Genomic DNA, 23,863 nt, shown 5'->3' with positions numbered 1-23,863 from the left:
GCCAATTGAGGCCCGGCATCTACAGGTGCAACGCCGCATGAACCGGCACGGGTTCCCTACGGCCGATACGTTCGCCGGTCCGAGCCGATGAACACGACCGCTCGCCCGGGTGGCGCGCACTCACCCCGCGCCGCGGCGCCCCTGCTCGGCACAGGCCGGCTCTCGGCGGGCCGCACGGGGATCGCCACCGCATCCCGATCGCCACCGGTGAGCGTCAGAGTTTTCGGAGGGTGCGGCCGAGGAGGTGGGAGGCGGGGTAGGGGCCTGAGAGGCGGGAGTCGTGGCTGGCCTTGTTGTCGCCCAGCACGATCAGGGTGCCGTTCGGGACGGTTCGCAGGGTGCCTGATGCCTTTCTCGCCGGTTCTGGGATGGGGTCGCCGGGGAGGGCTGCTACTCGCTTCACCTGCCATTTCGTTCGGGCCGGCAACGGGGCCAGGGCTGTGACCTCGGGGGAGACGGGGATGCGTGGGGGTTCCAGGACCACTATGTCGCCGACCTGCAACGCGGTGAGGTCGCATCGGCGGACCAGGAGTCTCTCGCCGGGGTGAAGGGCTGGGGTCATGCTGGTGCCGGAGACGGTGACGATCACGAGGGTGCGGCGGATGAGGATGATCGTCAGGACCGACGCCGTCAGCAGGGTCAGGGGGATCATGGGATCGGGTCCGGCTGGTAGCCGGAGGCCTGCATGCGGAAAAGGCGGGCGTACGTGCCGTCGTACGCCATCAGCTCCTCATGCGTGCCCTGTTCGGTGATGCGGCCGTCGTCGAGGACGGCGATGTGGTCGGCCATGCGGACCCCGTTGAGGCGGTGGGTGATGATGACGCTGGTGGTGCCGTGGCGGTGTTCGGCCAGGCGGCGGTGGATCGTGTGCTCGGCCTCGGCGTCCAGGCCGGAGCTGGGTTCGTCGAGGATGAGCAGGTCGCGGCGGCCGCGCATGAGGCCGCGGGCGAGGGCGATGCGCTGCCATTGGCCGCCGGACAGGGTCACGCCCGTGGTGGCGTCGTCGGAGTCGGCGTTCATGAAGAACATGCGGCTCAGCAGGGTGTCGTAGCCGTGGGGGAGCGCGGTGACGGTGGCGTCGACCTCGGCGGCGGTCGCCGCGGTGCGGATCCTGTCACGGTCGTGCAGGGCGGGCAGGTCGCCGATGCCGATGTTGTCGGCGGCGGTGAAGTCGTAGTTCATGTGGTCCTGGAAGACGGTGCCGATGCGTTTGCGCAGGTCGGCGACGGGGATGTGGCGGAGGTCCACGCCGTCCCAGGTGATCGAGCCGCGGGTGGGCTCGTACAGGCGGCACAGGAGCTTGACCAGGGTGCTCTTGCCGGCGCCGTTCACGCCGACCAGGGCCAGCAGGGAGCCGGCCGGGATGCGCAGGCTCACGCCGCGGAGCACCCAGGGTTTGTCGGGGTCGTAGCGGAACCAGACGTCGCGCAGCTCGATCGCGCCCTGCAACGAGGGCGCGGCGGCGGGGAGGGCCGGGGCGGGCAGGTCCGGTTCGGCGTTGAGGACGGCGAGGTAGTGCGCGAACTGCAGGAGCGCCTGGTGCCCTGAGGCGAGCTGGGAGACGAGCCCGGACAGACCGGTCTGTACGCCGGCGACGGCCGCGATGAAGACGATCACGTCGCCCGGCGTCAGCAGGCCGGCGCGGGCCTGCAGGATGCCCCAGCACAGGCCGACCCCGGCGACGGCGGCGGTCAGCGCGGCCAGCCCGAACTGGGTGTGGCACACCCGCCGGTCCAGCCGCCGCTGCGCGGCGTTGACCTGGCGCAGCTCGTTCAGCATCCGCGAGCGGACGAAGTCGGCCAGGCCGAACAGCCGGATCTCCTTGGCGGCGGTACGGTCGATCATCAGCTGCGAGTAGAACACCTGCCGCCGCTCGTGCGGGCTGACCGTCCACATCATCCGGCTCCGCCGGGCGCTCAGGCTCAGCTCGGCGGTGACCACCGGCACGGCCGAGACCAGCACGACCGCTGCCATGACCGGGCTGACCGCCAGCAGCGACCCGGTGAACCCGAGCATGGTGACCACCGTCCGTACGCCGCCCAGCGAGGCGTCGAGCATCGCCTGGGGTGAGATCTCGCCGGCCTGCTGGGCCAGCCGGATCCGGTCGTGGAAGGCTGGGTCCTCGAACCTGGACAGCCCGGCCAGCCGAGACAGCGCCGCGTACAGCCGGTCGCGGCTGTGCAGCCGGATCGAGCGGCCCATCTCGGCGTCGACGTACTGGAAGAGATGCGGCAGGGCCGCCGCGACCAGCCCGAGCCCGGCCAGGAGCGCGCTCTGCCCGAGCAGCCAGCCGATCGGCTGCCGCCGTCCGAGCAGTTCGTCCAGGATCTGCTTGGTCAGCCACGCGACCGCGACCGGCGTCGCGCCCATGACCAGCGCCCCGGCCAGCTGCGCGGCGAGCAGCGCGGGCCTGGCCCGCCAGGCCAGGCCGAGCGCGGTCACGCAGCGTTCCCGCCAGCCGGACTCATCCTCCGCGGAAGCGCGCATCACACCGAGACGGCCTGCCGCTCGAGAGCGGAGACGCCGCCGACGCCGGCGAGGATCGTGCCGTCCTGCCCGAGCAGGACGAACAAGGGCCAGCGCCGTACGCTGAACGCGGTCGCCACCGGGCCCTCGTCCGGCTCGACCACCACGCGGGCCACCGGCGAGACGGCCTCCACGACGTCCGCGACCTCGTCGGGCGCCCCGGAGACCACCGCCAGGTGCCGTTCGCGGCCGCCCGGCGCGGTGGCGGCGTACTGGACGAAACGCGGCAGCTCGTCGTGACAGGCCGGGCAGCCGGTGGCGAAGAACGCGACCAGCAGCGGACCGTCCACCCCGCTCACCCCGGCCGGGTCGCGCAGGGCGATCTCGGCGCCGTCCAGCGTGGTCGCGCTGAAGTCGGCGACCCGCGTGCCCGCGTCGGGGAGGAATCTGCGCTGGGCGAGGTCGTCCATGCCCGACCGAGCCCATCTGCCGTCGTACTCGCGCAGCCGCCGCAGCACGGCGAGCATCAGCAGCAGGTTGAGCCCGCCCAGCACGCCGACCACGACGACCGCGGCGATCAGCACCACATCCATCGACACACCCTCCTTCGGGAAGCGTCAGCGGGGGAGGACCGCCGACACGAGATCGTCATAAGAGATGACAAGGGCGGCCACGATCACCGCCATGAACCCGGCCACCAGCAGCGCTCCCGGGTCCCACCCCGCGGCCGGCGCGGTCCCCGTGACGCCCGCCGCCGCCACCAGCAGCAGGAGCGCGTTGCGTACGAGGTGCCGCCGGCCCAGCGGCTGCGTCGAGGCGCCGAAACACCGGCAGCTCACCGACGAGCCGCGCCGCAGCACCGCGCCGATCGTCACCGCGAAGGCGATCAGCAGCGCCGATCCGAGGGCCAGCCCCGCGAGCGCGGTGGCGTCGGCCGCGAGCAGCGCCGCCGTGGCCAGTTCGCCGGCGATCACCGCCGCGGCCACGGCGGGCCTGAAGCGGGCTTTGACGCCGAACGCTCCCAGGGACGTCCTGAAGGCGGCCCGATCGCGCCGGTTGCGCACTTTGCTCACCGCCGCGGCCAGGAACACCACGGCGAGCATCACCCGGCAACCGAAGCCGATATAAGCAAGCACTGTTCCGACTCCCACAAAAGTCCGGGACGAATTCCGCTTGGTCCCGCGTGGCGCGGAACCAAGCGGAATCGTCGATGCGGCGCTAGGTGGTGCAGCAGCCCGAGGAGACGATGTCGCAGTTGCTGTACAGGGTGTACAGCGTACGCGGGTAGAGGTTGGTCCCCATCTTGCATTGCGGGGAACTGCAGAACCTCTCGTACTCACAGGCTCCCGCACTGGCGACCGCCTTGGGCGCGAGCAGCGTGAGCAGCCTGTCGCCCATCGACGCTAATGCAGTTCTCATGCCGTTTCCACCTTTCTGTGTGCGTTCTCCTTCAGGAGTATCGACGCGCAGGTCAGGAGTTCAAAGGGCGTGCGGAGGGTATCTGCCGGACATTCACCGGGCGCGGGGGCCGGCCATCAACGCCGCGCGACCGGCAATCGCGGGAAATGTCCGGTGAATGGCCTGCCGCTGACCTGTGATGGATTCGCGCGCCGACTTAAGCTCGATGCTGTCGAAGGACGAAAGGTCTGCTACTCCATGACCATTCATCAAGGACCCGAAGGCGCGGTCACCGTGTCCACCGATTTCGGCACGGTCGATTTGACGCCGGCCGTCGGTCATCCCGATATGTGGGTGCTGATTCTCGACCATTTCCCGCAGTCCTATGTGGACCTCGCCGACCCCCGCCGTCTGAAAATGCCGTACGTACGGGCGCTGGCCTCCATCGCGGACGGCGCCGCGCCCGCCGGGGCACCGCTCACGGCGCTGCACCTGGGCGGCGGAGGTCTCACGCTCCCGCGCTACGTCTCCGCCACCCGCCCGGGATCGTCCCAGCTGGTAGTGGACCGGGACGCCACGCTGATGAAAACGGTCACGGAGGTGCTGCCGCCGCCGTCCGGCCTGGAGATCCGCATCGCGGACGCCGGCGACGCCGTCGGCTCCGCCCGCCCGCACGCCTACGACCTCATCGTCACGGACGTGCTGATCAGGACCGGCGTCCCCGCACGGCTCACGAGCCTGGAGTTCCTCACCGCGGTGGCGGCGGCGCTCAAGCCGGGCGGCCACTACGCGCTGAACATCCTGGACGCGGTCCCCTTCGCCTTCGCCCGCCGCCAGGTCGCGACGTTCCGGGCGGTGTTCGACGAGGTGCGCCTGTTCGCCGAGCCCGATGTGCTGCGCGGCGACCGGATCGGCAACCTCGTCGTCGCGGGCGGCCCGCCCGCCGGGACGCCGCTGCTCAGCGGCGCCGAGCTGGACCGCTTCGCAGGAGACGCCCGTCCGCTGACCGACGCGGACGCCGTCGACTCGCCGCCCGCGCTCCCGCTCAAGCCATCCGCCGACAGGTGATCAACCCAACGAAAGGAAAGATGATCATGACATCAGTGCCCGACCCCCGCGAGTTCATCCGTTCCAGCACGTCGGTGGAAGCTCCGGCCGTGACCTCGGACAACGCGGCCGAGCGCGACTGGTACCCGCGTGACCGCGGCCCCCACCGTCCCGACAACACGTGATCCGGTGGCCGGGTGCCGACCGGCACCCGGCCACCTCCGTTGAGGAAAGGAGCCTGCCCATGACGCGGCGTGACCTCTGGCAGGAGGTGGAGCGGCTGCTCGGCACCGACCCCGAGTACGGCGACGCCGGCGCCATCGAGCGGCGCGTGCTCGGGCGGCTGCGCGTCGGCCTTACCCTGCTGGCCGAGCTGACCCCGCACAACGCCGAGCCGGTACGGCGCTGCGCGGCAGCGCCCGACGCGGACCTGCGGGTGCTGAGCCGCGACCCGGTGCTGCGCAGCGCGTTCGAGAGCGACCTGCAGACCGTCACCACGCAGGGCCTGCAGACCGTCACCACGCATGCGGACACCGGCCTGCTCCTGCCCGGCCTGCTGCCCGCCGACGCCGGCCACGCGGTGAGCCGCGCAGCCGGCGGCGGTCACGTGGTGAGCCGCGAGGCCGGCGAGCCTTCGCGTTCGGCCTGGGTGTGGACGGGAACGACCCGCAGCACGAAAGATCCCGTGACGGCACGCCTGTGGTCCCTGCTCGACGAGCAGTTCCCTCAAGGGACGGCCGACGTCCCGATCAAACCCTCCGCCGCCGAGCTCAAGATGATCGACGAGGCGGCCGCCCTGCTCACGGCGCTGATGCCGTCCGTCGGGCCGGGCGTCCTCGCCAACGTCGGCATGATCGGCCTCGCCCGCGACGAGGGCGAGGACGGGCCGCTGCACTCCGTCTCCGGCGGCGACCGCTTCCCCGCCACCGTCTTCATCGCCCCCGAGAAGCTGCAGAACGTCTGGGACGCGGCGGGAGCGCTGCTGCACGAGGCGCTCCACCTCGCCCTCTTCGAGATCATCCGCTGCGGCGCCGTGGTCTTCGACCACGTCGACGCCACCGCCGACGTCGTCCCGATCCCGTGGCGGCGCGAGGCCTGGTCGCTGATGCGGGTGCTGTTCGCCCTGCACGTGTACGTCCACCTCGCCGTCTACCACGGCCTGGCCCGCTCGGCAGGACCCGAGGTCACGAGCCGGTTCGGAGAGCCGCCCGCGGACGCCGCACTCAGCCGCGCGACCTTCGGCGGCGCCCGCTACGCCACCCCCGAGCTGCGCGCCCGCCACCTCGCCGAGCAGCTCGCGCAGCGCTCCGGCCTGTTCACCGGCTACGGCCACCAGCTCATCGCCTGGCTGGTCAAGGCGCTCGACCTGCTCGCGCCGCCGACGCCCGTGGCCGGGGACGGCACGACGTACCAAGCCGTAGCCCCCGTCGCCGCCGTGCCGATGCCCGACCAGCGCCGCCTCGTCGTGGCCCTCGCCGACCCGCCCCGCGTGCGCTGGCTCAACCCGGCCGCCTGGCTCGTCTACCGCCTGTGCGACGGCCGGGACAGAACGGCGATCAGCAAGGAGTACGCCGAGTCGGTCGCCGGCGTCGTCCCGCCCGCCGAGGCGCTCCGCCAGGCCGACACGGCCCTGCAGGCGCTCGTGGACGACGGCCTGGTCGTCACGGCATGAAGCCACCATCACGCCCTGTCGAGAAAGAAAGGTGACCGCCATGAGCATCACGCGGACCGAACCCGCGGCCGACGACGTCGAGGAGTTCGAGCTGGACATCGAGATCTCCGTCCTGCCCGAGGGCACCCAGCCCGTCGGCCGGCACACCCACTGGTGGACGTGTGCGCCGTGCGTCACGGTCACCTCGTGGCCCAGCAGGTGCTGCTGAGCATCAGGTGATCCGCCCGTCGTGACCCTTCCTCATGCCGGTCGCGACGGGACGGCACGGCGAACGAGAGGTCCCCCCATGCCCGCAGAGCGCGTCATAGCCGTCTCCCCGCGAAAGAGCGGAACCCATCTCCTGCAGGAGCTGATGATCCTGCTCGGCTACCACACCGACGGCGAGGCCGTCCCGCCGCGCGAGGCCGTGGTGGCGCTGAGCCTGCGCCGGCGCATCGAGCTGGCCCGCCACTACATGCATCCCGAGGCGGCGGCCGAGCTCGACCACCGCACGGACCGCGACGGGTTCGTCCAGGCCACCAACCTCCTGTGGTTCCAGGTCGCCGAGCTGTGGCGGGCCAAGCTCGCCGCGGGCAACGTCTCCCACACCAAGCTGGCCAGCCCCGAGCTGGACCAGCCCGTGCCGATGCACCGCGAGGCGTGGGGGCGGCCCTTCTCCACCACCCCGCCCGGCATCTGCTGGACGTTCCACTCGCTCGACATCTGGCGGATGGACCCCGCGTTCCTGCGGGAGTGGCAGAGCCCGGAAGGCCCGCGCGTGATCCTGGGCTACCGCGACCCGCGCGACACGCTCATCTCCATGGCGACGTTCCTGTCCGGCGAGGGCGGCCACGAGCTCGGCCGCCAGCCCGAGGCCGCCGTGTTCCGCCCGATCCTGCGCAGCCTGCCGACCATGTCCGAGCGCATCACCTACCTCCTCCGCGACCCGGCCGTCCCGCTGCTGTCCGACTTCGACGCCGCCATCAGCTTGTTCCACCACCCGGACGTGTGCGCCGTGTCGTTCGAGGAGCTGATCGGCGAGCAGGGCGGCGGCAGCGCGGAACGCCAGCTCGCCGCCGTGCGGCGGGTCGCCGAGCACGTCGGGACCGACATGGACCCCGAGGTCGTCGCCGACAAGGTGTTCAACCGCAACGCCTACAGCTTCCACCGCGGCCGGATCGGCACCTGGCGGGAGGTGTTCACCGCCGAGCACCACCGGCTCTTCAATGCCCGCTTCGGCCACCTCATGGAGACCTTCCCCTATGACTGAGCTGCTGCCCGCCGCGACGGCGTCCGAGGCGCGCAAGGTCGCGGCCGAGATCCTGCACCGCCTCCGCGACGAGGAGCTGGTCGCCGAGGCGGCGCGGTCGGCCGCGGCGACGGTCGGCCGCTCCCTGTGGGAGCCGGGCGCGGCCCTGTACGGGGGCGCCGCCGGCAGCGCGGTCGCCTTCGCGCACGCCGCCCGCGCCTTCCCTGACTCCGGCTGGTGGACGCAGGCGCACCGGTGGCTGAAGGTGGCCGCCGCGAGCACCCGCGAGCGTCCGCTGCAACGCCCCGGACTGTCGCTCGGCACCACCGGCATCGCCCTCGCCGTCGCCGAGTGCGACGAGGACGGCCGGTACGCCAGGACGCTGCGCGGCCTCGACAGCCGGTTGGCCCAGCAGCTCGACGGGTTCGGCGCCGCCGCCGATCGGGCGCTGACCGTGCACGACTACGACGTCATCAGCGGCCTCGCCGGGATACTCGGCTACGCCTCCCGACGGCCCGCGACCGTCCACGTGGTCATCGAGCGGCTCGTCGCCCGCTGCGCCACCGGCCATGGGCCGCTCACCACCTCCCGATGGACGCCCTGGCGAATCGCGCCGGAGAACTACGGACGGGACGGCGAACGCGAGCTCTACCCCCACGGCTACGTGGACCTCGGCCTGGCCCACGGCCTCCCGGGGCCGCTGGCGGCGCTCAGCAGGGCCTGGCTCGCCGGTCACCGCGCCCCCGGTATGCGCGGGGCGATCCGCGGCCTCGCCGATCAGCTCGTCGCGGCCTCCTGGTGGGGCGAGCACGGCCGTACGTGGTCGCGGGTCATGCCGTTCGACGCGTCGGGCGAGATCGCGCCCCGGCTCGGGCAGCCGTCCGAGCCCGCGTACTGCTACGGCGCACCCGGCATCACCTCCGCCCTGCTCGACGCAGCCGAGGCGCTCGGCGACGCGTCCGTACGGGCCGTCGCGGTCGAGGGTTTCGAGGCCGCGCTGCGCCTGCTGGAGGCGCGGCCCCGCACCCTCGGCCCGGGGCTGTGCCATGGAGTCGGGGGAGTGCTGCTGATCTGCCGGGCGTTCGCCGTCCGGACCGGCAGCGCGGCGGCAAGGGCGGCGCTGGAATGCCTGGTCGAACGGCTGCTCGGCGGCTGCGACCCCGGCCACCCGCTCATCGTGCGGGACTACAAGCCGCAGGTGACCGGCGAACCGGGCTCGCCGCTCGCCGCCAGCCGTGGCGGCGCCTGGATCGACCAGCCAGGACTGCTGGAGGGCGCGGCGGGCGTCGCGCTGGCGCTGCTGTCCGTCACCGAGCCGGTGCCGCCCCGCTGGGCCGACGCCCTGATGGCCGGCTGAGCGGCGTCGGTGAGAGCGAGGAGGACCAGCCGCATGGCACATCCTGAGCGCCTGTACGCGGCGTCGGAGCTGTTCATGCTTCGCGCCCCCGTCCTGCCCGCCGACACACTGACGATCCAGGACGCGCCGGCCGCCCTGTCACAGGCCCGTGACCAGGGACGGCGTGCGCTACGCGAACTCGCCTTCGAGCCCCGCGTCCGCCAGGCGCTCCAGGTCGCGAGCCCGGACCTGGCCGCCGCGCTGTCCGCGCCCACCACCGGCGGCAAGGCCGCGCACCGCCGGGACGCCGCCCTGCTCAGGTACCTGACCAGGATGTCCACCCGGCCCACCCCCATGGGCCTGTTCGCCGGCGTCGCCACCGGCACCTTCCACGACACCTTTCACGACACCTCCGGGATCGCGACCCTGGCCGCCGACCCGGTCCTGGCGACCAGGACCAGGGCCGACAACGTCTGGCTGGCCCGCGTCACCGACCGGCTCGATCGCGACCGGCTCGGCGTGCACGTGAACGCCCTGCTGCACCGCTTCGGCACACGCATCGTCCTGTATGCGCAGAACCGGCGCATCGAGCTCTCGACGAGCCGCCCGCTCACCGCCGCGCTGGAGCTGGCAGAGCAGGGCCCGACGTACGCCGAGCTGAAGGCCGCCCTGGCCGGCCGCTTCCCGAACGCACCCCACCACAAGATCGGCCGCCTGCTCGACCAGCTCTTCGACCTGCGCATCCTCCTGCCCGACCTGCTCCCCGCCCCGACCGAGCCGCTGCCCGAAGTCCACCTGGCCAAGCGCCTGATCGACCGTGGCGTGCACGACGACGTCGTGGCAGACCTGCAGAAGGTGCGGCAGCTCGCCGACGAGGTGGACAGGGAAGGAGGCGCCGCGCGAGTGGCCCGGCTCGAGGCGGGCCAGCGCGCGATGACGCCCGGCTTCACCGGCCCGACGTTCCAGCTCGACACGGCACTCGCCCTGGAGCAGGCGACGCTGCCGGCGGAGATCGGCACGGCGGCGGCCGAGGCGGGAGAGCTGCTGATGCGGCTCGGCTGCGCCTGGCAACGGCGGCCGCACATCGTCGACTACCACCACGTCTTCCTGGAGCACTACGGCGCCGGCGTCGAGCTGCCGCTGCTCGACGTGCTCAACCCGGAGACCGGCCTCGGCCCGCCCGCCACCTACCGCGAACCGGCACTCGCACAGGCATGGCCGCACCAGCCGGAGCCCGAGCACCCCGAACGCGACCGCGCCCTGGTCGAGACCGCGATCCGCGCCGCCCGCGACGGCCTGCTCGCGGTCGAGCTCGACGACCACCTGCTCGACCGGCTCACCGTCTGGCGCCCCGACGAGGCCCACAGCCGCCCGCGTACCTCACAGGACGTCTTCTTCCAGCTCGCCGCCGCCTCGCCCGAGGCGCTCCGCGACGGCCGGTGGCGGCTCGTGCTCAGCACCGTCGGCACCTACGGCGGCGGGCAGTCCTTCGGCCGCTTCTTCGACCTGCTCGACGAGACTGCCCTGGCACGGCTCCGCGCCCAGCAGCGGCTGGAGGAGGAACTGCGCCCCGACACGGTGTTCGCCGAGCTGAACTACGGCATCACGACCAACCGCAGCGGCAACCTGGCCGTCCGTCCCCCCACCCGCGACCACGAAGTGTGCGTGAACGCCGCACCCACCGGCCCCCCGGTCGAGCAGATCCCGCTGACCGACATCGTGCTCGGCGCCACCGGCGACCACTTCTACCTGCGCTCCCTCTCCCTGGGCCGCCCCCTGGCGATCGGCCAGACTCACGCGGTGAACGTCACCCAGGCCCCGAACATCTGCCGCGCCCTCCTGGAGTTCTCCGAGGACGGCTACACCCCGCTGTGCGCGTTCGACTGGGGCCCGGCGGCGGGCGCGCCCTTCCTGCCCCGGCTGACCCGCGGCAAGGTGGTGCTCCAGCCCGCCCAATGGACGCTCACACCCGCCACCCTCCCGCCCACCGGCGACCCGGACGCCTTCTTCCACGCCTGCCAGAGGTGGCGGCGCAGGTGGCGGGTGCCGCGCCACGTCTACCTGACCTTCCGCGACAACCGGCTGCTGCTCGACCTGGACCACCCGCTCTGGGTGGACGAACTGCACCGCGGGCTCCGGCGCCCGGAGGAGGAGATCCGCCTGCTCGAAGCACTCCCCGGCCCCGGCGACCTGTGGCTGCGCGACCGGGCGGGCCGCCCGTACCACGCCGAGATCGTCGTACCGCTGGTGCTGCGCGACCGCACCCGCATGCCGCGGCCGTCCGCCCCCCGCACGGCCGCCCCATCCGCCGTCACCCGCCGCTGGCTGCCGGGCGACGAGTGGATCCACATGAAGCTGTACGCCGCCTCCGACCAGCACGACGCGATCATCACAGGACCGCTGCGCGCCCTGCTCGCCGGCCTCGGTCACCTCATCGACCGCTGGTTCTTCATCCGGTACGCCGACCCGCTGCCGCACCTGCGCCTGCGCTTCCACATTCAGGGCGACGCCGCCGAGGTCATGTCCCGATGCGCCGCCTGGGGGAGCGGCCTCGTCCGCGACGGACGGGCCACGGACCTCGCGTTCACCAGTTACGGCCGCGAGGTGGAGCGGTACGGCGGCGGCCATGCGATCTCCCTGGTCGAGACCGCGTTCTGGGCCGGCAGCGAGGCCGCAGCCGACCTCCTGCGGACCGGGCTCGACCCCGACGTGGTGCAGGTGGCCGCCCTGCACGAGCTGTACGCCGCCTGGGGCGCCGACCCCCACCCCCGCGACGGCGAAGCGCACGTCACCGACACCGCCCGCAGGCGCTTCCGCGAGCTCCGCCCGCTGCTCTGCGAGCTCCTCACCCCCGGAGAACGCCGCCCGGACCCGCGCGCCCCCGAGTACCGGGCCGTGCTGGACCCCGTCTTCGGCCGGCAGCGCCAACGGCTCGCCGACACCGGCCACCGCATCCGCGGACTGGCCGCCCGGCGCCTGCTCACCACCCCAGAACGGAACATCCTCGAAAGCCTCGCCCACATGCAGGCCAACCGGCTCGCCGGCATCGACCGCGACCGCGAACACCTGTGCCGGGCCCTGTGGTGGCTCAGCCGCCGCGCCATCCGCAACCGCCCGGGATCGGAGCCCACGGCGTGCTGACCGACGACGCGGACCCCGTACTGGTCGCCGAGAAACTCATCCACCCCCAGTTCCCGCGTTCGGCCACGTACGACGCGGTCTGGCAGGCCCGCTACGCCGACGGCCCCAACCCGCTGTGGCTGGCCGAGTCCCTGACCGACCTGCTCGACCTGACGCCCGGCATGCGCGTGCTGGACCTGGGCTGCGGCTGGGCGACCAGCTCGATCTTCCTCGCCAAGGAGTTCGGCGTGCAGGTCGTGGCCGCCGACATGTGGCTCCGCCCCGAGACCTGGCCCCTGATCGTCGAGGCCGGCGTGGAATCCCAGGTCCTGCCGGTACGCGTGGAGGCCCACGACCTGAGATTCGCCCACGAGTACTTCGACGCGATCATCAGCCTGGACGCGTACCAGTACTTCGGCACCGACGACCTCTACCTCGGCTACCTGCAGCAGTTCCTCGCCCCCGGCGGCGTCCTCGGCATCGTGGTCCTCGGAATCACCGAGGAGCTGGACGCCGGCCCACCCGACCACCTGGCCGACATGTGGACCTGGGAGCACAAGGCCTTCCACAGCCCGGCCTGGTGGCGCACCCACCTCGAACGCTCGGCCCCCATGATCGTCGAACACGCCGGCCTCGTACCCGACGGCTGGAGACACAGCCTCCGCTGGCAGGAACTGGCCGCCCAGGCCGCCCCACCCCAGGCCCGCCCGGCCTGCGCCGAGTGGGCCCGCAGACTGGCGACGGACGCCGGCCGCACGATCGGCTGGCCGAGAATCGTGGCCAGAAAGAAGTAGCGCTGTTTTCGACTTCCGATAGGAGGCTCCATGCCTAGAGAGCAAGAGTGGGACAAGAAAACACTGCGGCGGCAAGGTCCGTGACGGAGGCCGCGTACGCCAGAACGAGCAGAGCCACGAGGATGATGAGGTCGGGGTGCCATTCGGCGGCCTGGCACAGCGCTGTCGCGCCGTCTGCGGCGACGGCGGCCTCGTAGTGGCGGGCGGCCAGGTTGACGCGCAGGGCGCGCAGGATCTGCGGCTCGTCGTCGACGACGAGGATCTTGGTCATGGAGTCACCGCCCGGATGAGATGGGCATGCTGACGATCATCGTGAGGCCTCCTCCTGGGGTCTCCTCGGGAACAAGGGTGCCGCCCATCGCCTCGGTGAGCCCGCGCGACAGCGCGAGGCCGAGGCCGACACCGGTGCCGTTGTCGCGGTCGCCGAGCCGCTGGAAGGGCAGGAAGATCCGGTCGTGGATCTCGCGGGGGATGCCGGGGCCGCGGTCGATGACGCGGATCTCGACCTGGTCGTCGTGCCAGCTCGCCGTGATGAGCACCTTCCGGTCGGCTGGGCTGTAGCGGGCGGCGTTGGTCATGAGGTTGACCAGCACGCGCTCCAGCAGGATCGGATCGGCGACGATCTCGGGCAGGTCCACGGAGATGTCGCCTTCGACGCGGTCGCGTAGCGGCCCGAGATCGTCGATGGAGCGGGGCACGACCTCCTCCAGCGCCACGGGCTGGAGGGTGAGGCCGAGGACGCCTGCCTGCAGCCGGCTCATGTCGAGCAGGTTCGCCACCAGCCGGTCCAGCCGGTCGAGCGATTCGTCGGCGGTGGCCAGCAGTTCGTCGCGGTCCTCGGGAGACCAGGCGATGTCGTGGCTGCGCAGGCTCTCGACGGCGGCCTTGGCGGCTGACAGGGGAGTGCGCAGGTCGTGGCTGACAGCGGCGAGCAGCGCGGTGCGCATCCTGTCGGCCTCGGCCAGGGCTTTGGCCTGCTCGGCTTCCTGCTGGAGGCGTTCCTGGCGCAGGGCGACGGCGGCCTCGGCGGCGAAGGCCTCCAGTACCCGCCGGTCGCTGGCGTCCAGCAGCCGGCCGCGGGCGGCGAGCACGAGCTGGTCGTTGATCTGGACGTCGTTGTCGGCCACGGCGGGGCTGGTGCACGGTGCGGCGCCGGAGGTGGCGATGATCCGCCAGGCATCAGGTTCCGCCTGGTCGTCCGGGGTGGGTTCGCCGAGGCGTTCGAGCAGGGTGACCGAGTCCAGGCCGAACGTCTCGCGCAGCCGTCCCAGCAGGGAGGGCAGCGCGGCCTCGCCGCGCAGCACATGCCCGGCCAGCGTGGACAGCGCCTCGGCGTCGGCGCGGGCCCGCGCGGCTTCTCTGGTACGCCGGGCAGCCAGGTCCACGATGGTGCTGACCGCGGCGGCGACCAGCACGAAGACGATGAGTGCGAGGAAGTTCTCCGGGTCGGCGATGGTGAACTGACCGATGGGCGGGGTGAAGAACCGGTTGAGCAGCAGTGACCCGCCCACGGCGGCGGTGAAGGCGGGCCAGGTGCCGCCGATGAGGGCGACGCCGACGACCAGGCAGAGGAACAGCAGGATCTCGCTGGGCAGCGAGATCACGTCGCGGAACGGCAGCAGGGCGGCGGTCAGCAGTGGCATGCCCGCCACGGCGACCGCCCATCCGGCCAGCCGGCGCTTCCTGTTCAGTGCGGCTCTGGAGCGTTCCGGACGCCTGCGGCCCTTCGTGGCCTCCTCATGGGTGACCAGGTGCACGTCGATGGGGCCGGACAGCGCGGTCGTCTCCACGCCCACCCCCCGGGAGAGGATCTGGGCGAACCGGCCGCGCCGCGAGGCGCCGAGGACGAGCTGGGTGGCGTTGACGCCGCGGGCGAAATCCAGCAACGCCCGGGGGACGTCGTCGCCGACGACTTGGTGGTAGGTGCCGCCCAGGCTCTCGACCAGGCTTCGCTGGCGGGCCAGGTTGGCCGGATCGGCGCCGGCCAGCCCGTCGGAGCTGGTGATGTGGACGGCCAGCAGGTCGGCGCCCTTGGTGCGGGCCGCGATCCTGGCGGCCCGCCGGACGAGCGTGTCGCCCTCGGGGCCGCCGGTCAGCGCCACCACGACCCGTTCGCGTGCCTCCCACGTGCCGGCGATGTCGTGGTCGGCGCGGTAGCGGTCGAGCTGGTCGTCGACCTTGCCCGCCACCCACAGGAGCGCGAGCTCGCGCAGCGCGGTCAGGTTGCCGACGCGGAAGTAGTTCGACAGCGCGGCGTCCACCTTCTCCGGCGCGTACACGTTGCCGTGGGCCATGCGGCGGCGCAGCGCCTCCGGTGACATGTCCACCAGCTCGATCTGGGTGGCCCGCCGCACCACCTCGTCCGGCACGGTCTCGCGCTGCGGGATGCCGGTGATTTCCTGGACGACGTCGTTGACGGACTCCAGGTGCTGGATGTTGACCGTGGAGATCACGTCGATGCCGGCGTCGAGGATGTCGTCGATGTCCTGCCAGCGCTTGGCGTTCTTCGAGCCGGGCACGTTGGTGTGGGCCAGCTCGTCGATCAGCGCCACCTTCGGCGCCCGCTCGATGACCGCCTCCACGTCCAGTTCGGTGAACGTGGCCCCGCGGTAGACGAGGGTCCTGCGCGGGATGACCTCGACGCCCTCCAGGAGGGCGGCGGTGCGGGGGCGGCCGTGGGTCTCGACGAAGCCCACGACCACGTCCCGGCCGCGCTCGCGGGCGCGGCGGCCCTCGCTGAGCATCGCGTACGTCTTGCCGACCCCGGGCGCCGCCCCGAGGTAGACCCGTAGCCGCCCTCTCATGTCACCTCCCGTCGAGTGCCAGGTTGAGTTCGAGCACGTTGACCGCGGGCTCGCCTATGAAGCCGAGGGCGCGGCCGGTGGTGTGCTCGTCGATCAGTGCCTCGACCTGTTGCAGGGGCAGGTTGCGCTCCTCGGCGACGCGGGGCGCCTGGAGGGCGGCGTAGGCGACGGAGATGTGCGGGTCCAGGCCGGAGCCGCTGGCCGTGACCGCGTCGGCGGGCACCTGCACGGCGGTCACGTCGCCGCGGACGGGGACGGTGCGGCCGGCCGCGTAGTCCTCGCCCGGCTTGGCGCACTCCACCTTCAGCCCCTGGTAGTCGGCCACGAACGGTGTCGCCGGGCAGGCCTGGTTGACGGCCACAGAGCGGTCGGGGAAGACCTTCAGCACCGCGCCCACCCCGTCAGGGGTGCAGAACGGGCGGGCGCCGCTGACGCCCTCCAGCTCGCCGATCGCCTTGGAGCGGGCACAGACCTGGGTCAGCAATGACTGCTCGCCCTCGTCCGGGTTGCCCTCCTCGTCCTTGGCGCCCGGCACTGGAAGGGTGTCGATGACGTCCTCGGGGCCGAGGTTGCTCGCGCTGGTGGACGTCGGGTCGTAGCCGTCACCGGCGGCCGACGGGCGGGACTGGAAGTACGTCCTGACCGGGTTGCCGTCGGCGTCGGTGAAGGACTGGCCGATCAATGAGCTGCCGACGACCTTGCCGTCCTTCTCGATGATCGAGCCGTTGGCGTGGTCGTTGAACACGACCTGGGCCACACCGGTGGCGACCAGCGGATAGATGATGCCGGTGACCACCGTGAGCACGAGCAGCGCGCGGAGCGCGGCGAGGTGCCGGCGGATCCAGCTTGGCATACGGTCCATTTAAGACATCCCCGGAAGGAACTCGATGATCAGATCGATGAGCTTGATGCCGATGAAGGGGGCGATGATGCCGCCGAGGCCGTAGACGTACAGGTTGCGCGACAGCAGCTTGGAGGCGCTGGAGGGCCGGTAGCGCACTCCTCGCAGGGCGAGCGGGATCAGCGCGATGATGACGAGGGCGTTGAAGATCACCGCCGAGAGGATGGCCGACTGCGGGCTGGCCAGGCGCATGATGTTGAGCGCGTCCAGGCCCGGGTAGACCGCCGCGAACATGGCCGGGATGATCGCGAAGTACTTGGCGATGTCGTTGGCGATGGAGAACGTGGTCAGCGCACCCCGGGTGATGAGGAGCTGCTTGCCGATCTCGACGATCTCGATGAGCTTGGTCGGGTTGGAGTCGAGGTCGACCATGTTGCCGGCCTCCTTGGCGGCGGACGTGCCGGTGTTCATGGCGACGCCGACGTCCGACTGGGCCAGGGCGGGGGCGTCGTTGGTGCCGTCGCCGGTCATCGCCACGAGGCGGCCGCCCTCCTGCTCCTTCCTGATCAGGGCGAGCTTGTCCTCGGGGGTGGCCTCGGCCAGGAAGTCGTCCACGCCGGCCTCGTCGGCGATGGCCTTGGCGGTCAGCGGGTTGTCGCCAGTGATCATGACGGTGCGGATGCCCATGCGGCGCATCTCGTCGAAGCGCTCGCGCATGCCCTCCTTCACCACGTCCTTGAGATGGATCACCCCGAGGACGCGGCCCTTCTCCGCCACCACGAGCGGGGTGCCGCCGGAGGCGGAGATACCGTCCACGAGATGGCCGATGTCGTCGGTGGGGTGACCGCCGGCGTCGCGCACCCACTTCATGACGGCGGTGGCAGCGCCCTTGCGCACCTCGCGCCCCTCGAAGTTCACCCCGGACATGCGGGTCTGGGCGGTGAACGGCACCCATTCCGCCCCGTGGATCTCCCGCTCGCGCAGCCCGTAGTGCTGCTTGGCGAAGACCACGATGGAGCGGCCCTCGGGGGTCTCGTCGGCCAGGCTGGACAGTTGCGCCGCCTCGGCGAGTGCTTGCTCGCTCACCCCGGCGACCGGGACGAACTCGCCGGCCTGCCGGTTGCCCAGGGTGATGGTGCCGGTCTTGTCCAGCAGCAGCGTGGACACGTCGCCAGCGGCCTCGACCGCGCGGCCGGACATGGCCAGCACGTTGCGCTGGACCAGGCGGTCCATGCCGGCGATGCCGATCGCGGACAGCAGCGCGCCGATCGTGGTCGGGATCAGGCAGACGATCAGCGCGACCAGCACGATCCCGGTGACGCCGTCGCCGGTCAGCGCGAGCGAGTCCGGTACGCCGGGGTTGATGTCCTTGGAGTAGATGGCCAGGGGCTGCATCGTAGCGGTGGCGACCAGGAAGATGATCGTCAGGGCGGCGAGCAGGATGTTGAGCGCGATCTCGTTCGGTGTCTTCTGCCGGTTCGCGCCCTCGACCAGGGCGATCATCCGGTCCACGAAGCTCTCACCGGGCTTCTGGGTGATCTTGACGATGATCCGGTCCGACAGCACCTTGGTGCCTCCGGTGACCGCTGACCGGTCGCCGCCGGACTCGCGGATGACGGGGGCGGACTCGCCGGTGATGGCCGATTCGTCCACGCTGGCGATGCCGTCGATGACGTCGCCGTCACCGGGGATGACCTCACCGGCCTCGACGATCACCAGGTCGCCCTGCCTCAGCTCGGGTGCCCCGATGACGTCCCACTCCGTCGCTTCGCGGCTCTTGATGCGGCGGGCGGTGGTGTCGCGCTTGGCGGCGCGCAGCGTGGCGGCCTGCGCCTTGCCGCGGCCCTCGGCGACAGCCTCGGCGAGGTTGGCGAAGATCACGGTGAGCCACAGCCACACCACGATGGCCCAGGCGAAGACCGACGGGTCCAGCACGGCGAGCACGGTGGTGAAGACCGCGCCGATCTCCACGATGAACATCACCGGGTTGTGCCACATGGCGCGCGGGTCGAGCTTGCGCAGCGCGTCCGGCAGCGACCTGATCATCTGCTTCGGGTCGAGCAGGCCACCGCCGACCCGGCCGTTCTGCTTGGGTGCCGGCTTTTCCAGCACAGGGGTTGACATGTCTACAGCAGTCCTTCTGCGAGCGGGCCGAGCGCCAGGGCGGGGAGGAAGGTCAGGGCGACCAGGATGATCGTCACCCCGACGACCATGCCGACGAACTGCGGCCGGTACGTCGGCAGCGTGCCGACCGAGGCGGGCACCGGCGCCTGCCGGGCCAGCGAGCCGGCCAGCGCCAGCACCAGCACGATCGGCAGGAACCGGCCGAGGGCCATGCACAGACCGAGGGTGGTGTTGTGGAACGTGGTGTTCACGCTCACACCGGCGAAGGCGGAACCGTTGTTGTTGGAGGCGCTGGTGTAGGCGTACAGGATCTCCGACAGGCCGTGCGGGCCGGAGTTCAGCATCGCCGCGCGGCCGGTCTCGGTGGCCATGGCGACCGCCGCGCCGAGCAGCACCAGCGTCGGGGTGACCAGGAAGTACAGCGAGGCGAGCTTGATCTCGCGGGCGCCGATCTTCTTGCCCAGGTACTCCGGCGTGCGGCCGACCATCAGGCCCGCGACGAACACCGTGATGACGGCCAGGATGAGCATGCCGTACAGGCCCGCGCCGACGCCGCCGGGCGCGACCTCGCCGAGCAGCATGTTGAAGATCAGCATGCCGCCGCCGATCGCGGTGTAGGAGTCGTGGAAGGAGTTCACCGAGCCCGTGCTGGTGAGCGTGGTGGAGGTGGCGAACATGCCGGAGTTCGAGACGCCGAAGCGGGTCTCGCGGCCTTCGAGAGCGTGGCCGATCGCCTGCGGCACGGTGCCGCTCGCGCTCAGCTCGGCCCACTGGGTGACGCCGATGCTGATGATCGCGATGATCGCCATCACGCTGACGATCGCGTAGCCCTGCCGGTCGTCGCCGACCATGCGGCCGAACGTACGCGGCAGGCAGGACGCGATGACCAGCAGCAGGAAGATCGTCAGCCAGTTCGTCCACGACGTGGGGTTCTCGAACGGGTGGGCGGAGTTGACGTTGAAGATGCCGCCGCCGTTCGTGCCCAGATCCTTGATCGCCTCCTGCGAGGCGGCCGCGGCCGGGGTGAAGGTCTGCTCGCCGCCGGTCAGCGTCGTCCACGTGCTGTGGCCGGCGAACGTCTGGATCGCGCCGCCGGCCACCAGCAGCAGCGCCGCCATGAAGGCGATCGGCAGCAGGATGCGGATCGTGCCGCGGACCAGGTCCACCCAGAAGTTGCCGAGCGTGTCGGTCTTGCTGCGGGCGAAGCCGCGCACCAGGGCGATGGCCACCGCCATGCCGACCGCGGCGGAGACGAAGTTCTGCACCGCCAGGCCCGCGGTCTGCACGACGTGGCCCATCGTCGACTCGCCCGAGTAGGCCTGCCAGTTGGTGTTGGTGACGAAGCTGACCGCGGTGTTCCAGGCCAGCGACGGCTCCACCGCGTCCATCCCGAGGGACAGGAACAGGTGGTTCTGCAGCCGCTGCAGACCGTACAGGAACAGGATCGACAACACCGAGAAGGCCAGCACGCTACGCGCGTAGACGCCCCACCGCTGCTCGCTGTCCGGCTGGACGCCGAGCAGCCGGTAGAGCACCCGCTCCACGGCGTTGTGCTTGGTGCCTGTGTAGACGCGGTACATGTAGTCGCCCAGTGGCTTGTAACAGAGGGCCAGGGCGAGAAGCAGGGACCCGATGAACAGGATCCCCGCCATGGTCGATGACATCAGAAACGCTCCGGGAACAGCAGGGCCGCGACCACGAAGATCACCAGGCCGATGACCACGATGAGTCCCACGGCATTGACGGCACTCACAGCCGTTCCACCGCCTTCACGACCAGCCCGAGGATCACGAAGATCGCGATCGTCAGGACGACGAAGATGACGTCGGTCATCCCCACTCCTCAATCTGGACAAGGTGTGTGTGCTGCGCCCATCCGGGCGGCACCGGACGCAAGCAAATCGCAAGCTTTAGGCGGATTGGTCTTTCTTGACGGGTTCCATACGGCCGGAGCGTGAATATTGACGCCGTCCGTACGCGCGGCCCTCGCGAAGGCCCTCGGCGGTGCATCGCCGGCAACGCTTCTTGACGCTCTCCTGTACGTTGGTGAGCCAGTAACGCCGGGAAGTCTGGTCGGCATCTTCACGAACGGACGATCCCAGGAGCCGTGGTGCAAAGCGTCCAGGTGGTGCTGTTCCTGGTCGCGCTGGCGACCGTGGTGGCCACCTTCGCCGACCGGATCAGCGTACCCGCGCTGTCCCTACTGGTCGTGGCAGGGCTCGCCGTGGGCCTGCTGCTGGCGCTGTCTTCAGCCTCATCGGGCTGTAGCTGCCGAGCCAGATCCGGCAGCTCACCGAGGACGACCAGCCCTGGCCGGTGGCCGTCGCCGTCATCGTGGTCGTGCGGGTGCCCGGGTCGCACGTGTTCGTGCTGATCGCCGAGGTCGAGCCCGAGCATGCCTGGCAGCGGATGTTGCAGAACCAGCGGGGGGCCGTGCTGGCCAGGGCGTTGCGACGGCGTACAGACGCGGTGGTGTGCCGGATGCGCTTCCGCGTCTCGGACCGCCCCACCCCCGTCGAGCGAACCGCGGCAGCGGGGTAACAAGCAGGGCTGAAGCGCTCGGCGGCGTCGGCGGTGATGAAGGAGGTGGCGATGAACAGCCGCTTGCGCCACGGCGCCATCGTCGGGGCCTCCAGCGCGGAGCGGGTGCTGAACTCGATCAAGGACATCGCCGGGCGGCTGGCCGCCCCCCCGGCGACTGCGCCCGATTGTGGGACCAAAGGCCCGATGACCTGGGACTTCCTCCCGCTGCGGCTCCCCCCGGCCGAGACCGATACTGGAAGTAAGGGACGGAACGGCCCGAGGAGATGCGATGACCAGGCAGATCGTGGTCGGCGTCGACGGATCCGCGGCGGCTCGCGCGGCGGTGGACTGGGCGGTGCTCGACGCCGGGCGGCGGGGGCTGGACCTGGAGCTGGTGCACGTGTGCGAGCAGCGGTCGCACAGCGAGGGCGTCGAGTACTGCGCCGGCGCCCTGGAGGCCACCGCCGATCGGGCCCGTGGCCTGGCCGACGTCAAGGTGACGGCTGACCTGCGGCCGGGCAACGTCGTCGAGGAGCTGATCGCCGAGTCCGCGACGGCCGACAGCCTCGTGCTGGGCAGCCGAGGCCTCGGCGGGTTCAAGGGCATGCTGCTCGGCTCGGTGAGCAACGCGGTCGCCGGGCACGCGACGGGCCCGGTCGTCGTGATCCGCGGCCCGCACCCGGTGGAGCACCGGCGGATCGTGGTCGGCTACGACGGCTCCGAGCACGCCCGGGCGGCCATGGAGTACGCCATCGAGCAGGCCAGGAGCCGCCGGGCCGAGCTGTACGTGGTGACGGCCTGGCAGGTGCCGGCCTTCTCCCCGTACGCCGTCGGCTACAGCATCCTGATCGAGGAGATCGTGCAGGCGGAGCCGCGCAGGGCACGCGAACTGGTCGAGCCGTGGCGCGACGCCAACCCCGACCTGGTGATGACCGACGAGCAGCCGTGCGACCACCCCGTCACCGCCCTGGCCAGGGCGGCCAAGGCGGCCGACCTCGTGGTGGTGGGCTCGCGGGGGCTCGGCGGGTTCGCCTCGGCGCTGCTCGGCTCGGTCAGCCACGCCGTGCTGCACCACGCGACCTGCCCGGTCGCCGTGGTCCGCCCGGCCAAGGAGTGAGCGTCACCCGGCCGGGCGGAGGCGTACGCAGCAGTGTTCCTGGCTCGGCTCCAGCCGGGCCGTGAAGCCGGGCTCGGGGAGACCTTCGAGCAGGCCGGCGAGCAGGCTGAGGTTCATGCCGCAGACCAGGGCGGTGTGCCGCTCGGCGAGGCTGCGGAACGGGCAGTTGGCCAGGGCGATCGTGCCGTCGCAGGCGCGCGGCTCGAAGCCCAGAGCCTCCAGGGTCGGCATGACGCCGGCGCAGGCGTCGCGGCCGAGGGCCCGGCCCAGGTCGCGGGCGCGGCGGTCGAGCACGGTACGGGGCGGCTCTCCTGTGGCCTCCGCCTCCTGGAGGGCGTCGGCGAGCAGGTGGGCGGCGGTCTCGTAGCGGCGGTCGGGCAGGGAGACGGCGATCTGCCCGGGAGCGCGGCGGTAGAGCTTGGCGGGCCGGCCGGCGCCGGGCCCCGACCGGCCGGTGCGGCGCTGGTAGACGGCTTCGAGCAGCCCTCCCTCCACCAGCTTCTCCAGGTGGAAGGAGACGGTGTTGCGCGGCGCCTGTACGGCGTCGGCCGCCTCGTCGCGGCTCACCGGCGCCGGCTGGCGCACCACGTACGCGTACAGGCGGCGCCGCGTCGGCTCGTCCAGCGCCGCGATGGCGGAGATGCCGTCGGCTTCGCCCATTCTAAAACCCACTCCTGTTGACGAAATTATCGTGCCCCTTCTAATGTTAACGAAACTTGTCGATAGAAGAGGGGGCGGCATGAGCGAGTCCGTGGTGGAGGAAGCCGGCGACGCCGGGCGCCGGTCGCGGCGCCTGCGGGTGGTCCGGGGCGGGGGAGTGGACCTTGAGGCCGCCCAGCGAGCGGTGACCGACCTGCTGACCGCGCTGGGCCGCGACGTGGAGTCCGAGCACCTGGCCGACACACCGAAGCGGGTCGCCCGTGCGTACGCCGAAATGCTGGAGCCGCGCGAGTTCGACCTGACGACCTTCCCCAACGAGGAGGGCTACGACGAGCTGGTGCTGGTCCGCGACATCCCCGTGCAGTCGTTGTGCGAGCACCATCTGCTGCCCTTCCAGGGCGTGGCGCACGTGGGCTATCTGCCGGGCGACCGTATCTTGGGGCTGTCGAAGCTCGCGCGGGTGGTCGAGCTGTTCGCCCGCGACCTGCAGGTGCAGGAGCGGCTGACCAAGCAGGTCGCCGACTGGCTCCAGCAGCACCTGTCGCCGAAGGGGGTCGGCGTGGTGATCGAGGCCGAGCACCTGTGCATGTCGATGCGCGGCGTACGCGTGCCGGGGTCCCGCACGGTCACCTCGGCCCTGAAGGGGACGCTGCGCGAGGACGCGAGGTCCCGGCAGGAATTCTTCGCGCTGACCGGTCAGTCCCATACCTGACGAGCAGACAGGAGATTTGACG

23 protein-coding genes are annotated in these 23,863 nt (G+C 71.5%); 11 read left to right on the top strand and 12 right to left on the bottom strand.

Annotated features, from left to right (window positions below; all coding sequences use genetic code 11):
• Positions 1-214 precede the first annotated feature (214 nt).
• The 5 genes from ABZW11_RS13045 to ABZW11_RS13025 all read right to left on the bottom strand — a co-directional run bounded on the left by ABZW11_RS13045 (position 215) and on the right by ABZW11_RS13025 (position 3,885).
• Positions 215-652 carry a S26 family signal peptidase gene (locus ABZW11_RS13045; protein WP_355415818.1) on the bottom strand — a complete coding sequence of 146 codons (438 nt, stop codon included), beginning with the start codon at positions 650-652 and terminating at the stop codon, positions 215-217.
• Complete coding sequence (locus ABZW11_RS13040; RefSeq protein ID WP_355415816.1) at positions 649-2,487, bottom strand: ABC transporter ATP-binding protein; 1,839 nt, start codon at positions 2,485-2,487, stop codon at positions 649-651. The genes ABZW11_RS13045 and ABZW11_RS13040 overlap by 4 nt, the downstream gene beginning before the upstream one ends.
• Complete coding sequence (locus ABZW11_RS13035; protein WP_355415814.1) at positions 2,487-3,059, bottom strand: TlpA disulfide reductase family protein; 573 nt, start codon at positions 3,057-3,059, stop codon at positions 2,487-2,489. Before ABZW11_RS13035 ends, ABZW11_RS13040 begins: the two co-directional genes overlap by 1 nt.
• A gap of 24 nt (positions 3,060-3,083) precedes the next feature.
• A complete protein-coding gene (locus ABZW11_RS13030; protein ID WP_355415812.1) occupies positions 3,084-3,602 on the bottom strand; it encodes a MauE/DoxX family redox-associated membrane protein in 519 nt (172 codons plus the stop codon).
• An 82-nt stretch (positions 3,603-3,684) separates the two neighbouring features.
• Positions 3,685-3,885, bottom strand: coding sequence for a hypothetical protein (locus ABZW11_RS13025; RefSeq protein WP_355415810.1), 201 nt, complete (start codon positions 3,883-3,885; stop codon positions 3,685-3,687).
• 237 nt (positions 3,886-4,122) lie between these two features.
• Here ABZW11_RS13025 and ABZW11_RS13020 point away from each other — a divergent pair, with 237 nt between their 5' ends.
• From ABZW11_RS13020 to ABZW11_RS12985, 8 genes are all read left to right on the top strand, one after another.
• The gene (locus tag ABZW11_RS13020) at positions 4,123-4,932 is read left to right on the top strand and encodes a fused MFS/spermidine synthase (protein ID WP_355415808.1); all 810 of its coding nucleotides are present in this window, start codon (positions 4,123-4,125) and stop codon (positions 4,930-4,932) included.
• 26 nt (positions 4,933-4,958) lie between these two features.
• Positions 4,959-5,096 carry a hypothetical protein gene (locus tag ABZW11_RS13015; protein WP_355415806.1) on the top strand — a complete coding sequence of 46 codons (138 nt, stop codon included), beginning with the start codon at positions 4,959-4,961 and terminating at the stop codon, positions 5,094-5,096.
• A 59-nt stretch (positions 5,097-5,155) separates the two neighbouring features.
• Entirely contained in the window at positions 5,156-6,583 is a 1,428-nt protein-coding gene (locus ABZW11_RS13010; RefSeq protein WP_355415804.1) for an HEXXH motif-containing putative peptide modification protein, read from the top strand.
• A 40-nt stretch (positions 6,584-6,623) separates the two neighbouring features.
• Positions 6,624-6,791, top strand: coding sequence for a hypothetical protein (locus ABZW11_RS13005; RefSeq protein ID WP_355415802.1), 168 nt, complete (start codon positions 6,624-6,626; stop codon positions 6,789-6,791).
• A gap of 78 nt (positions 6,792-6,869) precedes the next feature.
• Positions 6,870-7,832, top strand: coding sequence for a hypothetical protein (locus ABZW11_RS13000; RefSeq protein ID WP_355415800.1), 963 nt, complete (start codon positions 6,870-6,872; stop codon positions 7,830-7,832).
• Positions 7,825-9,168, top strand: a complete 1,344-nt coding sequence (locus tag ABZW11_RS12995) for a lanthionine synthetase C family protein (protein ID WP_355415798.1) — start codon at positions 7,825-7,827, stop codon at positions 9,166-9,168. Before ABZW11_RS13000 ends, ABZW11_RS12995 begins: the two co-directional genes overlap by 8 nt.
• Positions 9,169-9,201: 33 nt before the next feature.
• Entirely contained in the window at positions 9,202-12,288 is a 3,087-nt protein-coding gene (locus ABZW11_RS12990; protein WP_355415796.1) for a lantibiotic dehydratase, read from the top strand.
• Positions 12,282-13,061 (top strand): class I SAM-dependent methyltransferase, encoded by a 780-nt coding sequence (locus ABZW11_RS12985; protein ID WP_355415794.1) that lies wholly within the window; start codon positions 12,282-12,284, stop codon positions 13,059-13,061. The genes ABZW11_RS12990 and ABZW11_RS12985 overlap by 7 nt, the downstream gene beginning before the upstream one ends.
• 34 nt (positions 13,062-13,095) lie before the next feature.
• Here the strand turns inward: ABZW11_RS12985 and ABZW11_RS12980 are convergent, their stop codons facing one another.
• From ABZW11_RS12980 to kdpF, 6 genes are read right to left on the bottom strand one after another with little or no spacing between them, the layout of a single operon-like run.
• Positions 13,096-13,332, bottom strand: a complete 237-nt coding sequence (locus ABZW11_RS12980; protein WP_355415792.1) for a hypothetical protein — start codon at positions 13,330-13,332, stop codon at positions 13,096-13,098.
• A gap of 4 nt (positions 13,333-13,336) precedes the next feature.
• A complete protein-coding gene (locus tag ABZW11_RS12975; RefSeq protein WP_355415790.1) occupies positions 13,337-15,865 on the bottom strand; it encodes a DUF4118 domain-containing protein in 2,529 nt (842 codons plus the stop codon).
• A gap of 1 nt (position 15,866) precedes the next feature.
• Complete coding sequence (locus ABZW11_RS12970; protein WP_355415788.1) at positions 15,867-16,727, bottom strand: potassium-transporting ATPase subunit C; 861 nt, start codon at positions 16,725-16,727, stop codon at positions 15,867-15,869.
• Positions 16,728-18,830 carry a potassium-transporting ATPase subunit KdpB gene (kdpB, locus tag ABZW11_RS12965; RefSeq protein ID WP_355415786.1) on the bottom strand — a complete coding sequence of 701 codons (2,103 nt, stop codon included), beginning with the start codon at positions 18,828-18,830 and terminating at the stop codon, positions 16,728-16,730. It lies immediately after the preceding gene.
• 2 nt (positions 18,831-18,832) lie between these two features.
• Complete coding sequence (kdpA, locus tag ABZW11_RS12960; RefSeq protein WP_355415784.1) at positions 18,833-20,494, bottom strand: potassium-transporting ATPase subunit KdpA; 1,662 nt, start codon at positions 20,492-20,494, stop codon at positions 18,833-18,835.
• Complete coding sequence (gene kdpF, locus ABZW11_RS12955) at positions 20,494-20,583, bottom strand: K(+)-transporting ATPase subunit F (RefSeq protein ID WP_355415782.1); 90 nt, start codon at positions 20,581-20,583, stop codon at positions 20,494-20,496. Before kdpF ends, kdpA begins: the two co-directional genes overlap by 1 nt.
• Positions 20,584-21,145: 562 nt before the next feature.
• Here kdpF and ABZW11_RS12950 point away from each other — a divergent pair.
• Positions 21,146-21,370 carry a hypothetical protein gene (locus tag ABZW11_RS12950; protein WP_355415780.1) on the top strand — a complete coding sequence of 75 codons (225 nt, stop codon included), beginning with the start codon at positions 21,146-21,148 and terminating at the stop codon, positions 21,368-21,370.
• A gap of 271 nt (positions 21,371-21,641) precedes the next feature.
• Entirely contained in the window at positions 21,642-22,469 is an 828-nt protein-coding gene (locus ABZW11_RS12945) for a universal stress protein (protein ID WP_355415778.1), read from the top strand.
• A gap of 3 nt (positions 22,470-22,472) precedes the next feature.
• Here the strand turns inward: ABZW11_RS12945 and ABZW11_RS12940 are convergent, their stop codons facing one another.
• On the bottom strand, positions 22,473-23,129 hold the full coding sequence (locus ABZW11_RS12940) for a helix-turn-helix domain-containing protein (RefSeq protein WP_355415776.1): 657 nt from the start codon (positions 23,127-23,129) through the stop codon (positions 22,473-22,475).
• 79 nt (positions 23,130-23,208) lie between these two features.
• Between ABZW11_RS12940 and folE the strand changes: the two genes are divergently transcribed.
• Positions 23,209-23,841: a GTP cyclohydrolase I FolE gene (folE, locus tag ABZW11_RS12935; RefSeq protein ID WP_355415774.1), complete on the top strand. Its 633-nt coding sequence runs from the start codon at positions 23,209-23,211 to the stop codon at positions 23,839-23,841.
• The last annotated feature ends 22 nt before the right edge of the window (positions 23,842-23,863 follow it).

The sequence above is a fragment of the Nonomuraea sp. NPDC004580 genome, from assembly GCF_040609855.1.
Classification (GTDB): Bacteria; Actinomycetota; Actinomycetes; order Streptosporangiales; family Streptosporangiaceae; genus Nonomuraea; species Nonomuraea salmonea.
The sequence above is the reverse complement of the archived record's forward strand: the minus strand, read 5'-3'. Positions and strand labels throughout refer to the sequence as shown.